Annotated in this window: 12 protein-coding genes and 1 pseudogene; 1 reads left to right on the forward strand and 12 read right to left on the reverse strand. The window is 61.0% G+C overall.

Features of this window, described 5'->3' with window-relative positions:
- Positions 1-154: 154 nt before the first annotated feature.
- The 11 genes and pseudogenes from V6B15_RS07185 to V6B15_RS07235 all read right to left on the reverse strand — a co-directional run bounded on the left by V6B15_RS07185 (position 155) and on the right by V6B15_RS07235 (position 17,872).
- The gene (locus tag V6B15_RS07185) at positions 155-3,241 is read right to left on the reverse strand and encodes a TonB-dependent receptor (RefSeq protein WP_334200596.1); all 3,087 of its coding nucleotides are present in this window, start codon (positions 3,239-3,241) and stop codon (positions 155-157) included.
- Between the two features lie 735 nt (positions 3,242-3,976).
- Positions 3,977-4,574, reverse strand: a pseudogene (locus V6B15_RS07190) (tyrosine-type recombinase/integrase); the annotation flags it as partial.
- 310 nt (positions 4,575-4,884) lie between these two features.
- Positions 4,885-5,655, reverse strand: coding sequence for an SDR family NAD(P)-dependent oxidoreductase (locus tag V6B15_RS07195; RefSeq protein WP_334200597.1), 771 nt, complete (start codon positions 5,653-5,655; stop codon positions 4,885-4,887).
- Positions 5,652-7,154 carry an FG-GAP repeat domain-containing protein gene (locus tag V6B15_RS07200; RefSeq protein WP_334200598.1) on the reverse strand — a complete coding sequence of 501 codons (1,503 nt, stop codon included), beginning with the start codon at positions 7,152-7,154 and terminating at the stop codon, positions 5,652-5,654. Before V6B15_RS07200 ends, V6B15_RS07195 begins: the two co-directional genes overlap by 4 nt.
- 77 nt (positions 7,155-7,231) lie before the next feature.
- Positions 7,232-8,656 (reverse strand): spinster family MFS transporter, encoded by a 1,425-nt coding sequence (locus V6B15_RS07205; protein WP_334200599.1) that lies wholly within the window; start codon positions 8,654-8,656, stop codon positions 7,232-7,234.
- Positions 8,602-10,251: a carboxylesterase/lipase family protein gene (locus tag V6B15_RS07210; RefSeq protein WP_334200600.1), complete on the reverse strand. Its 1,650-nt coding sequence runs from the start codon at positions 10,249-10,251 to the stop codon at positions 8,602-8,604. The genes V6B15_RS07205 and V6B15_RS07210 overlap by 55 nt, the downstream gene beginning before the upstream one ends.
- Before the next feature lie 64 nt (positions 10,252-10,315).
- Positions 10,316-11,224: an SDR family NAD(P)-dependent oxidoreductase gene (locus V6B15_RS07215; RefSeq protein ID WP_334200601.1), complete on the reverse strand. Its 909-nt coding sequence runs from the start codon at positions 11,222-11,224 to the stop codon at positions 10,316-10,318.
- 110 nt (positions 11,225-11,334) lie between these two features.
- Positions 11,335-12,093: a TetR/AcrR family transcriptional regulator gene (locus V6B15_RS07220; RefSeq protein ID WP_334200602.1), complete on the reverse strand. Its 759-nt coding sequence runs from the start codon at positions 12,091-12,093 to the stop codon at positions 11,335-11,337.
- Complete coding sequence (locus V6B15_RS07225) at positions 12,090-13,673, reverse strand: AMP-binding protein (protein WP_334200603.1); 1,584 nt, start codon at positions 13,671-13,673, stop codon at positions 12,090-12,092. Before V6B15_RS07225 ends, V6B15_RS07220 begins: the two co-directional genes overlap by 4 nt.
- Positions 13,674-13,684: 11 nt before the next feature.
- Positions 13,685-15,358 carry a carboxylesterase/lipase family protein gene (locus V6B15_RS07230; RefSeq protein WP_334200604.1) on the reverse strand — a complete coding sequence of 558 codons (1,674 nt, stop codon included), beginning with the start codon at positions 15,356-15,358 and terminating at the stop codon, positions 13,685-13,687.
- Between the two features lie 111 nt (positions 15,359-15,469).
- Positions 15,470-17,872, reverse strand: coding sequence for a TonB-dependent receptor (locus V6B15_RS07235; protein WP_334200605.1), 2,403 nt, complete (start codon positions 17,870-17,872; stop codon positions 15,470-15,472).
- 293 nt (positions 17,873-18,165) lie between these two features.
- Between V6B15_RS07235 and V6B15_RS07240 the strand changes: the two genes are divergently transcribed.
- Positions 18,166-18,330, forward strand: a complete 165-nt coding sequence (locus tag V6B15_RS07240) for a hypothetical protein (RefSeq protein ID WP_334200606.1) — start codon at positions 18,166-18,168, stop codon at positions 18,328-18,330.
- On the opposite strand, the gene V6B15_RS07245 is transcribed toward V6B15_RS07240, so the two are convergent.
- Positions 18,327-19,958 (reverse strand): tannase/feruloyl esterase family alpha/beta hydrolase, encoded by a 1,632-nt coding sequence (locus V6B15_RS07245; protein ID WP_334200607.1) that lies wholly within the window; start codon positions 19,956-19,958, stop codon positions 18,327-18,329. The two genes, V6B15_RS07240 and V6B15_RS07245, sit on opposite strands and share 4 nt — an antisense overlap.
- Positions 19,959-19,983: the final 25 nt, after the last annotated feature.

A 19,983-nucleotide genomic window follows, 5' to 3' on the forward strand; every position in this document is an offset into this window, starting at 1 on the left:
TGTCTCCGATAAGTTCAGCCGCTCGATACTATACCAATTTCCCTAAACACTCTGCGAGGCTCTGACCAGACAGCATTACCGCCGATGCCGGGAGAGAGATGCGGCACCGGCGGTTTGCTGCGTTGATCTCAAGGGCTGATTCTGACCTTCGCCCCTAGAACTTGACCGACGCGCCAAAGGTGAGCCGGCGGTCGGGACGACCTTCGAAACACAGCAATGCCCCGTCGTTCACGCAGTATTGCGAGATCTTCGATTTCGTCAGATTTACGCCTTCAACCCCGATATTGATCCAATCGGTCAAATCGTAGTTGATGCTCCCGTTCAATTGCCCGCGAGCGGCGGTCACGACCGGGAAGCCGAACGTGCTCGCGAGCGAGGCACCGCCAGCTGTATCCTCGGTACGAAACGCGTCACGCCAGGTGTAGCGGGCACGGGCCGAAAGGCCGTACTTTTCGTAGTAGACTGTGACGTTGTAGGCGTGCGGCGAGAAGTCCAAGAGGCCCTGCACCGCGGTAACCGGCACGAAGTTGGCATCATCATAGATACCGTTGATCGCATTGAAGATATCGGTACCGCGGGTAGCAGACTCATTGGTCGCCTCGCCGCCGCTGGCCTTCTGGTAAGTGTAGTTGGCGAGGATGCCGAAACCCGAAGCGAAACCCAAGGTGCTCTCGAACTGCGCCAGATCATACTGCAGCGAGACCTCTACCCCGGTCTGAGTCGTACTTGCAGTATCGTTTATGGTCGTTTCGATCGGGACACAGAGCCCCTGCCCGCCCGTGTTCGGCGGAGCCAGGACATTCCGGAAAGCGATGGGATTGAAGATGCCGCCGCCCTCGCATGGAGCCGACAGGTCCCGGTAGCCGTTTCCGTCGAGCGGCGCGTCCTCCAGTTGCGTTACGAAGAGATCCTTTCTCTTCTTGTGGAAGAAGGCCACGCTGACCACGGACGACGGCGCAAAATACCAATCGAGCGAAAGATCGTAGGACGTTACGCTTTCCGGAGAAAGGTTGGGGTTACCGATAGGAACGGCGGCGTTCTCGCTGGTCTGGAAGGTAACCGACGTATTCAACAGATTGAAATCGGGCCGGTTGATGTCCTTGCCCCAGCCCCCACGGAGCAGCAGGTCAGGAGTCAGTTCGACCGCCACATTGAGGCGCGGAAGCAACTCGGTATATCCGCCCCTTGAAACGGTCTGCGTTACCGTTCCCGTAGCGACCGAATTGCCGATCGATTCAAGGCGGGTGTCGAGCCAGCGAAGGCCAAAGTTGCCCCTGACAGGACCAGTTTCGAAATTTGCCTGGCCGTAGACCGCATGCGTCGTCTCATTGATCGAGAAGAAGCCTGCGGCATTCTCGCTTGGATCACCGAGGAGGCGAGACCCCCCGTTCGCGATGAGGGCCTGCTGCAGGATTTCCAGCGTTCCTTCAGGATCGCTGAATGCCCTGTCGGGATCGATGAGAAGGAAATCGCCGAAGAACAGTTCACGCCCATCGGCATCGCCGAAGTTGCTTGGACCCGGCACCAGAAGTTCGGAGAACAACGTCCCCCTAGGGCTGTCTGCCATGCTGCTCAGCGAAAGATTCACCCCGACGTCATTGAACGTACTGGTCGATTTGTTGAACCGGTAGCCCGCATCGAAGCTGACAATGAACGGCATGAGGTCGGCAACGTCGAGCGACCCGTCCAAGCGGAATGCATCCTGCTTGTTCCGCGTGGAATTGTCGCCAATGTTGACCGCCTGCAAAACCACATTCGCCGGGTCCATCAATTGCTCGACAGTTGGTGCGAATGGAGAGTTGGTATCGATACCAAACGCCAACGATCCGCCAGACAGATCGTAGGCAAAGGGAACCGCATTGTCGTTCCCCGATCCCACAGGCGTATTGGGATTGACGAAATTGAGAGTGGTGCTCAAGTCCGGACTGTTGGTGTTGGAGATCGAGCGGGACGCTTCGACCCGCCCTGCGAAACGGCCGGTTTCGAATTCCGTACCCAGGCGATAGATCTCACTCGTTGTCAGCCGAGCCCCTGTATCACTGGAAAGGCGCAGATTGGGATCGTCTCCATCTGCAGCCAGATTCACTGCAATGACGCCCGTTTCTGCCACTTCGATGCTGCCAAGATCCACCCCGTCGAGCGATCCGAAATCGACGGTCTGGAACGTGCTCGGGACATTGTAATTCAGAAGGTTCCCCACTCCCGAGCCCTGGACGCGTGAACTATCCTGACGCCGCTCCTGATCATTGTAGATCGTGTCGAAATAGAACTTGAGATTGTCGCTCGGCGCCCATTCGAGAGTGCCCGCAAAATTGATTGTTCGGTACTCGAAGTTTTCGAGCTCCTGATTCAGGAATTGGATCCCGACGAAATCGAAAGCCTGCGCGGCGGGACGGCGGGTCGCCACATCCTCGGGCGCCCCCCCGTTCCTGATGACCTGCGCATTGACGTTTTCAACAAGTCCGCCGTCCCGGTCCACCCGAGGCCGAAACGAGGTGGCTTCCTGCTTGCTATAACTGCCACTGAGAACGATCCCGAACTCGCCTGCGCCAGTCGACCAATTATTGCCGAAGCTGGCCGATAGGCGCGGAGAAATGCTGTCGGACAACTCACTATATTCCCCTTGGACGCGGGCAGCGATCAGCGGTTCACGCAGGTCAAGGGGCCGGATGGTTCGCAGATTGACAGTACCGCCAACCGAACCCTCGATCGTGCTCGCCTCTGGCGACTTGATGACTTCAACCGACGCGATGATCGCGGCGTTGACGTCTTCGAAGTTAATCCCGCCACGGCCAGACCCCGAGCCGACGGTGGAAACGCCATTTATTTCGGTCCGGTTGTCGTTTGTACCTCGAATCTGGACTCCGCTGCCAACACCCGCCGTGCGCGTAATTTGCACACCAGGGACATTCTCGAGTACTTCGGCGAGGTTCTGGTCGGGGAGCTTGCCGATATCTTCCGCCTGGATGACCTCGATCAGGCTTGCGGCATCGCGCTTCTCGGTCAGCGCGCTCTGCAGCGAACTGCGGATACCCGTGACCAAAATGACGTCGCCATCGGCGGTGGCATTGGCGAATTCATCATCCACTACCTCGTCGACGACACCCGCATCCTCCTCGACTGTCTGCGCGGCCGCGACGCCGGGAAGCGCCATGGCCGCAAGTGCGGTACCTGTAAGAAAACGAGTCAGAGGACGAGCATTGCACACGGCCAAACGGCCGCGATCGACGGTATTCGACATAATTCCCTCCCAAGGGTTTTGTTATGCGGCTTGGGATAATGCCTAGTCCAGATATGTCAACCGTATTAACATACCCATCAGTTATGTTCTGTCATACCAATTGAGATTTGCTGTTGGACATGTCGCGTGTGGGGTCCGCATGCGATCGACGAAGTTCCTCGCGGTGCTCGAACTTATTCGTTGGAGGCCCTGGAGCAGACCAGCGATGAATTTCGCATGCCGCTCCTCGGCGCTGAGCCTAAGCTTGCGCTAGTGTCACGACTTCTTCAATGCAGCCCTCCACTGCCGCTAATTGGGCCGCTAGTGGTCAGTTTGCTTTCAGTTCGTTCGATCGAGAAGCCGTCATTTCGCGTCCGACCCGATTGCGGACGTCCGACTGGTATGGCATCCGCTCTCATGGCAGCTCCGTTTACTTAATTTGAGAACGCTATGGCCAATTGCTTCGGTCATCATTTGGAGTGTCTGGGCAGGGCTTTTATTGGTAGGCGTGGTCCGATGGTTGGGCGACAGTTTCGCGGCAGTAACCTCAACGGGTGATCTACTATACCGCTCGGCTTTCGTGATTCTCGGCATTCCGTTGCTAGCCTTTTTCGGAGCAGCGATCTGTGCCTTGGTCGAACGGCTAAAACGGAGGATAGGCATTGGCAGCTAACCACCCCAATGTCGGCCGATCAGCGCATGTGCGAATCAGCATGGAAGCGGTCGATCAGAGCAGCCGACCGACCGCTTCTTCGGCTATATTTCAGTTCGCTCCGCTAAGAGCAAAGCATCTTCGACGTCGACGCCTAAATAGCGCACGGTGTTTTCGATCTTCGTGTGGCCGAGCAGGATCTGGATAGCTCGAATGTTGCCGGTGGCGCGATAGATCATCGCCGCCTTCGTCCGGCGCAGCTAATGCGTGCCGTATTCTGCCTTGCGTAGCCCGATCGTCGTCACCCATTCATCAACGAGACGTGCATACTGTCGCGTGCTCATATGGGCAGCATGGACGATACGGCTTGGGAACAGATAATCGCCGGTCGAGCCGCCTCGACGTTCCAGCCATGCTAGCAATGTCGTTCGCACGTGGGCATTCAGCTCGAACTGGCCTGGACGGTTGGTCATTTGCTGAATGACTGTTGCCCGATTGCGAATCTCGGCGCCCGCGACCACGTCGCCAATCTTGGTTTTTTACCAGATCGCAGCCCCGCAGTTTGCTGTCGATGGCGAGATCGAAAAGGGCCTTGTCCCTCAATCGTCCTTCGCGATCGAGATGAAAGCGGATTGCCCAGACCTGTTTCTGCGTGAGTGGACGCTTCGTTCCGACATTCTTGCCGGCGTTCCAAGCCGGACGATGCCGCGTTGCTGCATCGAAATGTGAGTATCCCTTTACATTTCTCCTTGGCCTAAATGGCCGAAGGGATAACGCTCAGGATGTCGCAGCTTGGGCCGATACCGGACCACCTTCTACGGGCCGCCCGAAGTCAAAAAGATGCCGTTCGGCAATCAACGTTGTGCATCGAAAGCTCCCAATCGCTCATCTTCAGGGCGACGCGAACGAGCATGGAGAACGTCGCATGGAAGGTCGACTTCAGCGATGCCGCGTACCTCCGATGCGCAGTCCGACGCTGGACGAATTAGACCGTCGAATTGCTTAGCCCAAGCTAGAGCGACTGTCCGTCGTCAACAGTAAATACGGATCCAGTAATTTGAGCAGATGCGTCTGAGGCGAGATAGAGGACAAGATCGTCGAGTGCGTCTATGTCCATGATCCGCCGCCGGTGCCAGCTTGCGATCTGCGCCTTACCACCCTCGCTGTCGAACCAATTGCCAACCAGCTCTGTCCGGATGTAGCCGGGCTGGACTACGTTGAGATTGATCCCTTGTCGCACCCATTCGCGTGCGAGTTGGCGGCCGAGATGCGCGACACCGGCCTTGCTCGCCGCGTAAGCCGCGTCACCCTGCCCGGTCAGCTGTGCGGTGATCGACCCGATAATGACGATGCGTCCTGCGCCGCTCCCCCGGCTACCCGCCGTCATCATCGCGCGCGCCGCGGCGTTCGCGGTCAAGTGGACGCCAAGCAAATTGGTGTCGAACACCTGCCGCAGCTCCGCTTCGGCCAGTTCTGTCGAGCGTCCGTGGCGAGAGACCCCTGCGTTGGCTATGACTGTATCGACCGGCCCGAAAGCGTCCTCTGCGCTGGAGAATGCCTGGGCCACCGATTTCTCACTCGTCACATCCATCGGCACAGCCAGCGCCTGGCCGCCAGCATTCCGGATTTCCTGCGCAATCCCCTCGGTCAGTTCGGTACGCCGGGCCCCGAGCGCCACGCGAGCGCCTTCCGAGGCCATCACCCGGGCAAGGTGCGCGCCTATTCCCGACGAAGCTCCGGTAATGATGCATGTTCGGCCCGAAATTCTGCGCTTTTCGGTCATTTCTTTCCCCTGCGCTTGTTGGGTGCAACTAGCGTATTGGCTTCATCGTAGCGGCCGAACCAGTCTGCTGGCGGAAGCGGGAGAGCGCGACTATCCCGCGGGCGAGCGGGAGTGAACGAGCGATGCGGCGTCTTGCTTTGTACTTGTTCCAGCCAGAAGACCCCGTCGAAGCGTCCGCTATTGCCGCGCGTTCCGACGAGGTCGATATCCCCGTCGCCATCCATGTCGCGGGCGATGAACTGGTCGTACATACCGCGAATGCGCCGCGAGATATCGTGCCGCTTCCAGGTGCCGCCCACCGTGCCCAGATTCTTGAACCAGGCGATCCGCCCGACGGTGGAAGAGGCGGTCACAGATGGGTGATCCTCCTCGCGCGTCGCGCCGGTATAGCCTCCTTTGAGAATGTTGAGCCCCGAATAGCCGCCGGTCACGGCGTCGAGGTGGCCGTCGCCGTCGATATCGGCCAGTTCGACCGCGATCACCATGTCGGGCAGAATGTCGCCGATACGGTGGTAGCGCCATGGCATGTCGAGCGCCTCGGGCTGTTCGAGCCAGCCGAGAGCGGGCAGGCCGCCCGGCGCGCGCGGGTCGCCGCAATTCTCGAATACGCTGGTAATCAGATCGAGCCGCTCATCGCCGTTCAGGTCCCGAAATGCCGATTGGAAGGCGGAGGTCACGACCGCACATCCTGGCAGCGTACTGTCGTCGATAGTGATCGCATGGACTTCGAGCTGCACCTTACCGCGGGCATCTGTGCCCCGGTTTTCCAGGACGAAGGCGACCTGCTCGAGCCGGGCGGCCGCCAGCACATCGAGGTCGCCGTCACCATCGAGATCGACCGGCATCGCCGTGTTTGGCACGTCTCTCGCGAATAGCACCTGCTCGTGCCATGCATCAGGATCGAGCGGATTGCTATCGAAGGTAAAGAGCGACGTGGTACGGTATTCCCGGCGCGCTGCAGGATCTACGATGTCGCTTGCGCCCTTGTTCGCTGCGATAACATCATTGTGCCCGTCGCCGTCGATGTCCGCGATGAAGACACGCAGCCATGATCCGCGCCCTTGCGTCATCGGCGGCATGAGACTCGGCCAAGCGCCTGCTCGCGCCGATGAGCTAGTTCCGGGATTGCTGAAGAACGCCAGATGCGCCTCTTCGTTTGCAGTGACGAGATCGGGCCAGCCATCCCCATTGATGTCGCCGATCGCGACATCCTCTATCGCGCCGACTATCTGTCCCGAAGCAATGGTCGCCAGCGTCCATCGGTGCGGATCGGCGGTGCCGAAGGCAATGCGGAGGTGGTTCGAATCCTCGTGCACCGAAACGATATCTAGGAATCCATCGCGGTCGATATCGGCGATCTGGAGACCGTCGCCGCCGCGAAGCGGAATCCCAGCCAGATCCTCGTCGTCGATCCGGTGCTCCCGCCAAGAGATATAGTCGCCCGAGCGCGTGCGGGCACTGGATAGGGTGTCCGCCACCGTCAGTTGCGGGGTCTGCATGCCAGCTACCGGCACACACCCTGCCGCCGACAAGGCAAACAAGACCGCACTCGAAGTACGCCCCGCACCCCCCGGCATCAAAGAGCCTCGATCTCTGGCGCGCTCGCCGGGCTGTTGGCGATGTCTTCGCGGATATGCCGCGAAGCAAGTACATAATGCACGCAACCCCAGGCAGAAGCGATGCAGCCGACGATGAGCATCGCTGCAGACAGCGGGTTTTCGTCACCGCCCGCGGTGAACGTATCGCTCAGGTAGCCGACGATGAGCGGGCCAAGACCCAGGCCGATCAAATTGATGAAGAAGAAGAAGACCGCCGAGGTCAGCGCCCGCATCCTCAGGCCAACCAACCCATGCGATACCGCAAGCGCAGGCCCGAGATAGGAGGCCGAAAGGAAATGAAACACGCCGGTCAGCAACAATGCCAGCAGGAGATTGCCGGTGTTGAGCATGATCAGCAGCACTGGCGTGATCGCAAGGATCATGATCGCAGACCCCCACACGTACCAGCGACGGTCGCGCTGCCCCATCTTGTCGGCGAACCAACCGCCAAAGAACGAGCCCGCCCCGCCGCCGAAGCCCGATGTCAGCGCCATCCAGACACCTAGTTGCGCCAGTCCGATTTCGTGGTTGCGCAAAAAGAACGAGGGCAGCCAGTTACCGACCGCATAGATCACCGTTGCCTGCAGACTTCCCGCGAGTGCGAGGTTGCGGAAGGTTTTGCGCGACCAGAGGAACCGCAGGACGTCGAAAATGCTGGGGCTTTGTCCTACTTCGTTCTCGCGCTTCTCGGACCAGCCCCGGATAGGCTCTGCCACGGTGAGGCGGAGGAGCAGAGCGACGAGGATGCCGGGCAAGCCGACCACCAGAAACGCCATCCGCCAACCGAAGGTTTCCGCTATGAAACCGCCCAGCGCGAAGCCGGTGAGGATACCGATGTAAATCCCGATCGAGTAGATCGAGAGTGCCGTCGCGCGCTCTTTCTCGGGAAAGATGTCGGAAATCATCGAATGCGCCGGGGGGCTGCCACCTGCCTCGCCCACACCCACGCCGACCCGCGCCAGCAGCAGGTGGAGATAGTTCTGCGCGAGCCCGCTTACGGCGGTCATCCCACTCCATACGGTCAGCGCCAACGCGATGATGTTGCGGCGGACACCGCGGTCGGCCCAGCGCGCGATAGGAATTCCGCAAGACACGTAAAACAGCGCGAAGGCGAAGCCTGACAGCAATCCGAGCTGCGTGTCGGACAGGAGAAGCTCTTCCTTGATCTGCTCCTGCAGGATCACGAGCAATTGCCTGTCGACGAAGTTGAGGGCGTAGACCAGCGTCAGCACGCCGAGCACGAAATAGCGGTAGGACGCCTTCGAATACGGCGTCTCCATAGGTGGGGCCGCGCGGCCGTTGGTCTCCGTAGTGCTCATGATCGGGCTCTCCCCCTGGTGTTTCAACGCTATTGCTGGTCTTGGATTTCGGCCGGTACGCTCAAGGCGACGGGCATGCCCCATGAACGCCCTGCTGCACGCTCTCGCTGGGCGAAGGTTTCGAACAGTTCGAACATCCCCGGCTTGAAATCACGCCCCGCGATGGGCCTATCGGCGAAGCGGACGTAATGCTCGGCTGGCCCGTAGGGCTTCCATGGCGGATGCCCTTGCGCGGTCGGTCGACCGCTCGCCGCAAAGCTGATCCAGTAGTCCAGCATCGCATCCGAGATTGCGCGGTCGTGCTCGCCGTCCGGCACCGGCCAGCGCGCAGGCATCGCTTCGGCGGCGAGATTGCCGAAGCTGAAAGGCAGTTCGCTGGCATGGAAGGCGCATAGTTCCCGTGCGCGAGCCGAAGGGTAGCAATGGTCGAAGACGTAGAAATAGGAAAGGACGCCAAGCTCACTCTGGCTTTGCGCAATGCGTTCCCCCGACCAGCCGAAGATGATATCGCCGGTCGCGTCGAGCAGAGCATCGGCTCCTTGGGCGTGCGGATAAATCCGCAAGAATTCAGACGCGAGATCGCCGTAGACGGAGGCGACCAGCGCCTCGTATTGCGCGGGCGTCTTGGGCATGCGCAGGGCGAGCCCGCCTTCCGGGCGATATTCGTGAGCGTTGTAGCCGACCATTACGGGTACGCGTGCCTGTTCGCCCCGGTCGAAAATATCGAGTAACTGATCAGGAAGTAGTGCCCCATCGATCGTTCCCTGCGGCGCGAAACCGGCAAGCGTTGCGAGATTCGTCAGCTCCTGGGGAGCCATGCTGCGTGCCGCATCGATATCCGCGACACCGAGCTTCGAGAAAAGATCTGCTCCGATCTGCTCCGCCGAGGGCATGGCGTTTGCTGCTTCTGCAAGGTCCGGGAAGCTGCGAAGGTTGGTGCTTTGGATTATGGCCTTGTCGAACAGGCCCCGCGCTTTGGGCGAAGCCATCAGATAGGTCACGCTAAGCGCGCCGGCGGATTCGCCCATGATGGTGACGTTGTTGGCATCCCCGCCAAAAGCGGCGATGTTATCGCGCACCCATTGCAGCGCTGCGATCTGGTCGAGCAGGCCATAGTTACCCGAAGTTCCGTCGTGGGACTCTGCGCTCAACTCCTCGTGGGCCAACCAGCCAAGCGGTCCGAGGCGGTAATTGAGTGAAACGAATACCACGCCGCGCCGCGCGTAATTCGTCCCGTCGTACATCGGCAGGCTGTTCCCCCCGATCCTGAGCGACCCTCCGTGAATCCACACGATGACTGGCGCCTTCTCGGCGTCGTCGGGTGCCCAGACATTGAGGTTCAGGCAGTCTTCGGAGGAGCTTGGCGGCGGATCGTTGTAGATACTGCTGGCCGGCACGGGCGGCTGGATACAGGCCGCACCGAAGGCACTCGCATCGCGCACGCCTTCCCATCCGCGCAGAGGTTGTGGGGCGGCCCAGCGGAGCTTGCCGACCGGCGGCGCGGCATAGGGTACGCCGCGGAAGACGCCGAGCTGTGCCTGGGTTACTCCGCGAAGCATGCCGCCCGTCGTCGAGACGAGCGGAGCCGCCTGTCCGTTGGGGATTTTGCTCGTGGTGGTGGTGCAACCCATTGATAAGGCTGCACACACGACCCCGACAACCAACCTGAAACGGTTCATATCCTCAACACTCCTCTCCATGCGCGGCGGCGGGTTTGCCCGCTCGCTCCTCCCCGCGCTTCGATCATTCCGCCTTGGTGAGCGCCTGCCTCGGTTCGCCCACGGCCGCAGCGACCTCGCGCTCGGCTTGGGTGAACCCGTATTGGGGAACGATTTCGCCCGTGCGCTCCGCAATCGAATGCCAATTGTGCGCGACCTCCGCGGCAGCATTCTCACCGCTCCCAATCTGTGCGCCCTCGGTCAGGGTGACGTTCGCACAAGCGAAGTGGCCCCCACCTGCGCACAGGACCGCCCGCGTTGGTGCGTCGGCGCTCACAAGATGGACGATACCCGGGCTGACGAATGTGGGGTCGAGCTGGGCCAGCGCCTCTTCGGAAAGGACGCCATTGGTCATCTGAGTGGCCGCTGTCGGCGCGAGCGCATTCACGCGAATATCGTATTTCGCACCTTCGATGGCGAGAGTCTGCATCAGGCCGACCAATGCCATCTTCGCTGCGCCATAATTGGCCTGTCCGAAATTGCCATAGAGGCCGGATGAGGAGGTCGTCATGACGACCCGCCCGTAATTCTGTTCGCGCATCAGGCCCCAAACTGCCTTGGTGCAGATCGCCGCGCCCATCAGGTGCACATCGACAACTTCACGGAAATCAGCGATCTCCATCTTGGCAAAGCTCTTGTCGCGCAGGATGCCGGCGTTGTTGATCAGGATATCGATCCGGCCCCAGGTTTCGATCGTGTTGGCAACCATCGCGTCGACTGCCTGCTCATCGGTTACCGACCCTTCGGCTACGATTGCTTCACCGCCCGCATCGCGGATTTCCTTCGCGACAGCGCCCGCAGCTTCGTGGCCGAGATCATTGACCACGACCTTGGCACCCTGCCGCGCGAGTTCGAGCGCGTGGCACCGACCGAGACCTCCGCCCGCACCGGTTACGATTGCGATTTTTCCTTCAAGCGATCTGCTGTTCGTCACTTCTTACCATCCCGTTCAAGTTGTTCACTCTCTAGCGAGTTAATATCATGTTTAGAACCCTGTCCAGATGTCCTCGCAACTGGTTGCTAAGGGTTGCCGGCCAAAGGCAGTTAAGCCTCCAGCATCGGGTCGTCCCCGGCACCACAGATCTCCCGGATGCCCGCCGCCATGAATCGGGCCATGCGCTGCTTGACGGCTGCGAAATCCTCCGACTGAGCCAGCCCGCCGGACAGCTTGTCTATACGTCCGGTGCGAGCCAAGGTCAGCATCAGCGCCCCGGTGGTGAAATGGTAACCCCAAAAGAGGTCCTCATCCGCCGCATGCGGAAGCGCCTTCTTGAGCAGTTCGATCAAGCGCAAAACAAGCGGATCGAACCATTCGTCGAACATCTCCGCCCCCCATTCCGGTGTATTGGAAACCAGCGCAGCAAGCCGGCCCGAATGGCGCCACTGGTCCCCCCCCTCGCCATAAAGGTCGAGATTGGTATCGAGGAAGGCGTGCAGCGCTCCTTCCACGGTCGGGTTGCCTTGGCACTTGCGATCGTATTCGTTCAGCGCTTTCATGCGCACTTCATTTGCGACGACCGCCCGCCGGCCGAACACCTCTTCGAAGAGCTTCTGCTTGTCCTCGAAATAATAGTTGAGAAGCGTGTGATGGACGCCGACACGCTTGGCTACGTCTTTAAGCGTTACCCCATGCAACCCGTGGCAAGAGAAAAGATATTCCGCTTCGTCGAGGATCTTTTCGGTGGTTTCAGCGCGTTGTTCCGCCTTGGTGGGGTTCTTCTTACGCGCCTTGACTGTCGACAAATCGATTTCCCTTTGCGCAGCGTGCGCAGGGCGCGCCGCTTGCTGTTCCAGTACGGTCATGATCGGCCATACTCCGATCTGAGGAGCAGTTTGTCGATTTTTCCCGTCGCTGCCAATGGCATTGTCGATACGCGCATGACAGTGTCCGGCCGCCACCAGTTCGCGACCAGGCCGTCGAGCCCATCCAGCAGCGCCTCGTCCGAAATTTCGGCCCCCTGACGGATCTCTACGACGAGGACGGGGCGCTCGCCCCACTTGGGGTGTTCGCGGCCGATCACCGCGGCCATACTGACATCGGGATGCGCGCTCACGATCGCCTCGATCTCGGCCGGATTGATCCATTCGCCACCCGACTTGATCAAATCTTTCGACCGCCCCACGATCGATAGGGTACCGGATGCGTCGATCCTTGCCAGGTCGCCGGTATCGAACCAACCGTCACGGGTCGCCGGCTCGGTTTGGTCGAGATAGCGCTCCACGACGCTTGGCCCGCGCACCCACAAGTGGCCCTTGGTATCGCGTTGTTGCGCCAATGGCTCGCCCGCCGCGTCGGTCAGCATGAGGTCGATACCGATCGCGGGCCGGCCCGAAGTGGATGAGGCCTTCGCCTTTTCAGCGAGCGGGGTCGCCGTGCCCAGCGGCGAAATCTCGGTCATCCCCCAGGTCGTCTGGACGCCGATTCCACGGCGTTCGATCCGCTCCATCAACGCCGGCGGCATGGGCGCGCCGCCGACCATGATACGCTTGAGCGTAGGCACGTCCGTCTCCGCTTTGTCGAGATAGTCCATCAGGCCCAACCAGACGGTGGGAACCCCTACGCCGATAGTAACCTGCTCATCAACGATCAGGCGGGCCAGCGCCGCACCATCGGACTGCCTCCCCGGCAAGACCAGTTTGCCGCCTACCGCAGGAACCGAGAACGGGAGCCCCCAGGCGTTGGCATGGAACATCGGCACCACGGTCAATACCGAGTCTTGGCGGGTCAGCCCGGCGACATCGGCCTGTAGCTGACGCATGGTATGCAGGTAGTTGCCCCGGTGGGTGTAGGTTACACCCTTGGGAGGCCCGGTTGTCCCTGAAGTGAAGCACAAGCCGCAGGGGGTGTTTTCATCGAACCCACCCCACGCTACCGACCCGCACGCGCCCGCTGCAGCTGCAGCGGCAGCGTCTTTTAGAGTACCGACCTTGCACGCGCCATTGATGGCAGTCCCCGGCTCGACATTACCGTCGATCACCAGGATTTCCTCGACGGTGGATGTTTGGCCAAGGACCTCATGCGCCAGTTCGTGCAGATCGGCACTCAGGATCAGGATCCGCGCGCCGCTTTGGGTAAGCATCGCGGCAAGCTGCGAGGGCAGGAGGCGTGGATTGAGCGTATGGCAGATCGCGCCCATGCCCATGATCCCATACCAGCTCTCGAGATGTGCCTGCGTATTCCATGCCATCGTCGCCACACAGGTGCCCTCCTCGACACCGCGCGCGGCCAGCGCCGCAGACACGCGCTTAGCCCGCACCTTCAGTTCGGCATAGTCGACCCGCGCGGACTTTCCGTCCTCGCCTGCAGTGACAACCTCCGATCTGGGGTGCCATTTCGCGGCGTGGTCGAGAAACTTGTCGAGGGTTAGTGCATAAGGCTGCATCGAACCCGGTATCACTGGCACCCCTCCACGCGCGGCGGCAAGGGGGGGCTCGCGAGCCCGATGTTCCAGTGCCACGGCTGGTTACCTGCGGCCCTTCTGCGGCACACCACGGCCTCGTTCAGATCATACCGCGTTCCAAGGAGCTCGGCACCTTCCTGCGGGGTCTCGTCGAACACAAGGAAGGCGGAGTTGTCACCATATGCTGGCCAGTCCACCTGCCCGCTAGCAACGGGCGTTCCGTCTCGGGCGAAAGTCACCCAGTATTGCATCATTGCATCCGAAAGCGTGCGTTCCGCGGTCTCGCGCGGGATCCGCGGCCAGTTCCGCGGTGTGTCGTGGATCGTGCCGAAGACATAGGGGATTTCGGAAGCATGAAACGCGTGGAGACCCGCCTCGTCCGCTTCGGGATAGCCATGATCGAACAGGTAAAGATATGCGGCCTGGCCTAGCGCGGACTGCTTTATCGCTAGTCGTTCGGCAGTCCATCCATAGAGCGCGTCGCGGGTCGCTGCGAGCATGCTTTCGTCAATATTGTCTGCCGGGTAGAGAGCGAGGAAGACGTCCGCGAGATCACCATACAGCTCGCGAATTTTGGCCTCATAGGCCTTCGCTCCAGACGGCCGCGGAGGCAGCAAGCGGCGCAGCGACCGTATCTCGCCGCTGTTGAAGCCGGCAATCAACGGCACCTTGGCCTGCTCGCCGCGATCAAAAGTCTCGGCGATCTGATGCGGGATCAATACGCCATCTACCGTGCTCCAGGTCAGAAACCCGGCCCGGGTCGCGCGATTGACGAGTTCGCCCGGCTCCATGTCGCGCATGGCCGCGAGATCGGGTGCGCCGAGCTCACCTTGTAGCCAGGTGCCGATTTCTTCCGCCGCCGGGTGGCCGTTCCGCGACTCATTCAGCGCGGGAGACGAAATCATATAGGCGCTTTGCATGATCGCCTTGTCGAACAGACCCTGCGCGCGCGGCGCGGTCATCAGCCACATGACGCTGAGCGCCCCGGCGGATTCGCCTGCGATGGTGACATTGTCCGGATCGCCGCCGAAGGCCGTGATGTTTTCCTCGATCCAGCGCAGCGCCGCGATCTGATCCATCAATCCGTAATTGCCGGAAATGCTGTCAGGAGACTCTTCACTGAGTTCGGGATGCGCAAGGAAACCAAGCGCCCCGAGGCGATAATTGATGGATACAACGACAGCGCCCTGTTGGGCCAAACGCGTGCCATCATACATGTCGAAACTGCTAGCGCCCGAAACCAGGGCGCCTCCGTGTATCCAGACCAGGACCGGCGCGTCGGCCGCGCTTTCCGGAGTCCAGATATTGAGAGAGAGACAGTCCTCGCTCATCGAACCTATTTCTTCGAAGTAGATCGAATTCGCAGCGCCAGGCACAGACGGCTGGTAGCAAGGGGGGCCGAAATCGAAAGCATCGCGCACGCCGTCCCAACGGGCCGCCTCCTGCGGCGGCTTCCAACGAAGATCGCCAATGGGCGGAGCCGCATAGGGAATGCCTTTGAAGCTCGTCGCGCCGCCTTCGCTGCGGCCCGCTACGGGTCCGGCAGGGGCATCGACCACCGGGCCCTGGTCACTGCGCGCATGCGCGGACGCGGAAGGTGGCAGGAGGCCGCCTATCGTCAGCGCGAGCGCGGCAACTAAGCTGCGAGAGAACTTGGAATAGGGCACGAAATCACCTTCTGGACTTGGCGGGCGCGCATCGGGCAATCTGCCGAGCGGACAAGGGGACTGAAAGTTGGCTTCGCGGTCCCTCAGACGGACCGCGAAGCCATTGCTGCATCAGAAGACGTAGCTGGACCGCACGCCGAATGTCCTGGGGCGGAGCCGCCCATGGCGCCCGTCGAGGAATGCTTCGGGATGCACGTAGGTGATCGCGTTATTGTCGAAGACGTTTTCGACATAGGCCGTGATCACAAAGTCCGGTGTGATGTTCAGCCCGGCATAAGCATTGGCGAACACATACTCGTCGGTCACGCCGTATTGCGGGGACGGTACGCCCGGCTGGCCCGGTACATTCGGGAACAGGCCGGGGTAAGAACCGACATAGGCGACGTTGCCGCTGACGAACGCGGTCTCGGTGTCGCCGACAGCAAACGTATATGCCGCCGTGGCCGAACCCGAGAATTTGGGCGTCGCCAGCCGAATGCCGTCCTCGGCACCCGAAATCGCCGCTTCGCCGGGTGACAGATCATCGATCCGCGCATCAATATAGGCGCCGCTCGCCTGTAGCCGGACGCCGTCGACCGGCCTCGCGACCAGTTCGAATTCGATGCCCTTGCTGACAGCGCCGCCAATATTGGTGGCGAACTGGATGGTGTCGGATACCCGGTTGGCCTGAACCTGGATATTGTTCCAGTCGATATAGAAGGCAGCCAGATTGGCAGTAAGGCGGTTATCGAAGAAACTGCCTTTCAAACCAATTTCGTAATTGGTCAACTTGTCCGAACTCGCGCCGTCGGGAATGACGATGTCATCAGGTGCGCTGGCGGGAGGCGCGAGCCCGGCCCGCGCATTGACCACCGGCGGACGAAATCCGGTCGATACCGTCGCATAGGTGGTCAAGTTCGGCGTCGGCTTGAAGGATACACTCCCTTTCCATGAGAGCTTGTCGTCGGACGCAAGCAGGCCCACCGCGGGCTGGATTGGCGCGAGGGTCAGGGGCGGGATGAAGCCACCGCACTGTGGCGTGAACACGGTGCAATAGCCGACCGTCAGGAAGTTGCTGTTATAGCCGCCGCCGCGGGTGGTCGTCTGCACATCGACCTGTCCATAGCGCAAGCCGCCGGTCGCCCAGAAACTGTCGCTAAAGCGATAGGTCAGCTCGCCGAACACCGCCTTCTCGCTGATGTCGGTGTAGTTCTTGAAGCGCTGGTAATAGAGGTCGGAAAATGCCGTGACGCCTGTCTGATCCAGAAACTGCTGCGTCGTGCGATAGTCGAAGTCGACATCTCGCCGCTTGTCGAAATAGAACCCGCCAAGGATCCATTCGAACGGCCCGCCATGCGAAGATGCCAAGCGCACTTCCTGCACGAAGATGTCGTCATATCCGACGGCGTCGAGCGAAAAGGGCACCAATTGGTTATAGGTGCCCGCAAGATCGACGATGAAGTCGCCGGTCAGGTCCGAATAGGTCGTCGAACTGACCAGGTCGGCGAAGCCGAGATTCACGTTCACCGTGGCGTTAAGCGCCAACAAGTCGCTCTGGAAGAGATCGGGCTGTGCGGTCCTGCGGACATAGGTGCCGAGATCCGGGTTCGTCAGCGCGGAATCGGCAGGGTTGCTGACCTCCTTGTTAACCGACAGCTTGACCGAAAAGTCGCTCGATGGCTCGATCAGGAACGCAGCGCGAATACCGTAGGCTTCTAACGAATTGGCGTCCTCGATGCCCGTGCCGATATTGTCGACCCAGCCATCCTCATTGCGATAATAACCGACCGCGCGGAAGGCGAAGACGTCCTCGGCGATCGGCACATTGACCATCCCGTTGTAGCGCTGGCGAAGCCCGCCACCCTCGGTGTATCCAAGATCGACCAGAGCGGACGCCTCCCACCGGTTGGGGTTCGGAGACTTGGTGATGATCCGCATCGCGCCGGCAAGCGAGCCCGAACCGAACAGGGTACCTTGCGGACCGCGCAGAAATTCGACGCGTTCGACATCGTAAAGGTTAGGGTCGAGGATCGTCGAGTTCCCGTTCGCAGAGATCGGGAGTTCATCGACATAGATCGCGACCGGGGCCTGCAAACCCGCGCTGTAGCCGTTGGTGGAAATCCCGCGGGCCGTGAAATTGTTGAAGTTCTGGGTCGGCCGGTTGAGCACGACGCCCGGGGTTTCAAGAGCCAGGCGTTCGTAACCTACGATGCCCTTTTCGGTCAGCTCTTCCTGGCTGAAAGCCGTGATGCCCAATGGAACGTCCTGCAGCCGGGCCTCGCGCCGCGTTGCAGTGACAATGATGGTGTTGCCCTCGCCAGTCTCGGCGGTGGGCGAAATTTTTTCGACAGCGTCCGTTTCGCCATCGACCTCGGCACCAGTCCTGCTCGTGGTCTGTGCGCTGATTGTGGCTGGCACAAGCGCAAGTGCAACCGCTGACGCGGAAACAAGCAACGTTCCCCTCATAATACCTCTCCGTGTTCCCGGCGGTTCGTCCGCCGCAGTCCGCGCTTCATTCAATAATGACGCGCTCATGTCAACATTCACTCACTTCTGTGTGAATGTCTTGCGCGGAGTGCCGCACGTTTGGTCCATCCCAATTGCGCCGACACGAGATCCTCACCGGATCCCGAGGCAGCCACGTGACCGAACTCATCAGGTCAGCGAGCCTCCAATGGCGGTTGTGCTTCAATTCCGGACGCTAGATCGAGTGTGATAGAGCCGTTCGCTTTCACGGCATCAGAAGCGCTCGTGGGGACCTGAATAACCGCGCTGGAAACTTCCGACTGCACGCGGTGAATAGTCATCTTTGTTTATGGAATACCGCGATGCAGAGCTCTTTCGGCACGTTCTGCGATGGCAGCGCATGGAAAGCGACCGCCCTCGCTTGGCTCGAAGCAGGAACGTTAAACGAGGCCGCCGGCTACGCGAAGTCGGGGATATCCCGGCGACTGAACATGCCATCTCTTCTGCCGGTGATCCGGCAGATCTAGGGTTTCGCAGGTGCCTCGCAGCGAAAGCTGCTCGCCGCATCGGTCGATCCGACCCCGCGATACACTGCCCTCTGCGGCCACGGGCATAGGGGGCGCTGCATGGTGATTTTTCCCGAACGCTCGTCCGCAAACCGCGTCGCAGTGATTCGGTCGGGCGCCTCGTCATCCTCCGCCCAAGCGATCAGTGCAGAAAAAAGATCGTTCTGCGGATCGTCGGATGGCGGACGCGGCGGGATGCCCAGCGTGGAGTTGAAGGCATCGGGTCCGGTACCACCTCCGCAGTGCATCATGCCTGGGGCCATGAACAGCCGCGCATTCTCGGCCAGCGCACTCGCGCCAGCCATCTTCGCGGCATGCCGTTCAAAAAAATCTACCGACTGGCCGGGCGGTACCAGCGTGTCGGCGAGACCATGAAAGACGATCAGCTTGCCGCCGCGCGCGGCATAGTCCGCCAGGCTGCCGCGTGTCGCATCGTTGACGATCGCGTCGAGGCCTTGATCCACCAAGGGCATGTCGCGGCCGAAATCGAAGCCTCTCCAGTCCCACTCCGCGCCGAACACCCATTTAAACAGGCTGCCGAAGGCCGGCTGATCGTTGACGGGCTTCTGCAGGAAGGACCAGCCGAATGCATCGGGCATTTCGCTGCCCGGTAGCCAGCCGTAGAAGCTCGGCTCGCCGTCGCGCGTGGTCGGCCCGGAATAGAACGCCCGCGCCGTCTCCACCTCGCCCGCTGTCAGGCATGTATCGGACACCGCGGCCTTGCATAGGAGGACCTGCGGATCGAACGAGCAGCTCATCGGGTCCATGATGAAGCGGTCGCCCGCCAGGCCATGGCCCTGCTTCCAGCAGGCGGCGATGGCAGCGTCGTTGAGCAGCTTCAGCTTGGCGTCCGAGAGAACGCGGCCGGGTTCCCGGTTCGCGGCAGCATAGTTCCACAGCACCGACGCGTGCCCCCAAGTGCGGTTCATTACCGGCGCACCGACGAGAATGCCGTCATAGTCCTGCGGATAGTACAGCGCTTGGATCAGCCCCATCTGCCCGCCGGTCGAACAGCCGGTGTAGTAAGACTTGCGCGCTTCCCTGCCGTAAAACGCCTTGGTCAGCGCCTTGCCGGTGGTCGTCATGACATTGGTGGAAAGCCGCCCCCAGTCGCGCCACTTGCGCGGCTGGCCGATCAGCGCCTCGCCTTCCAGCGGGGTGGCGGGCGCCGTGCCCGCGTCGGTCGTCGCAGTGGCGAAGCCGCGCCGCAGCCCTTCGGCCATGCCCGAATAGCCCAGCGTAAAGTTGCCCGCGAAGCCGCCGCTGCCATTGCCATGGAAGACCCCGGCCCAGCCTTGCGCTGGCAACCACAGCTCGACCCCGATATCGGACCCGGGTTCGGATCGCACCCGCGCGACAACGCGGCAAAACGCGGGGTAGCCGGGCACGTCACCCGCAATGCTCGTTTCGTCCGCCTTGGCGGGGACCAGCATCGCGCTCTCGATGGTGGTATCCGCCAGTCTGGCGTTGGAGAGCGCGGCACATCGCGCGGCGACATCATCTTCCACCGGCTTCGCCAGCGCCGCTCCGGGGAGCGACAAGCCTAGTGCGGACGCTGCAAGAATGGCGATGCGGTGGGTGCGCTTCATGGTTCTCTCCGGTATCCCTGTTGCG

Origin of the sequence: Qipengyuania sp. Mu-71 (assembly GCF_036867055.1) — a bacterium.
Taxonomy (GTDB): Bacteria; Pseudomonadota; Alphaproteobacteria; order Sphingomonadales; family Sphingomonadaceae; genus Qipengyuania; species Qipengyuania profunda.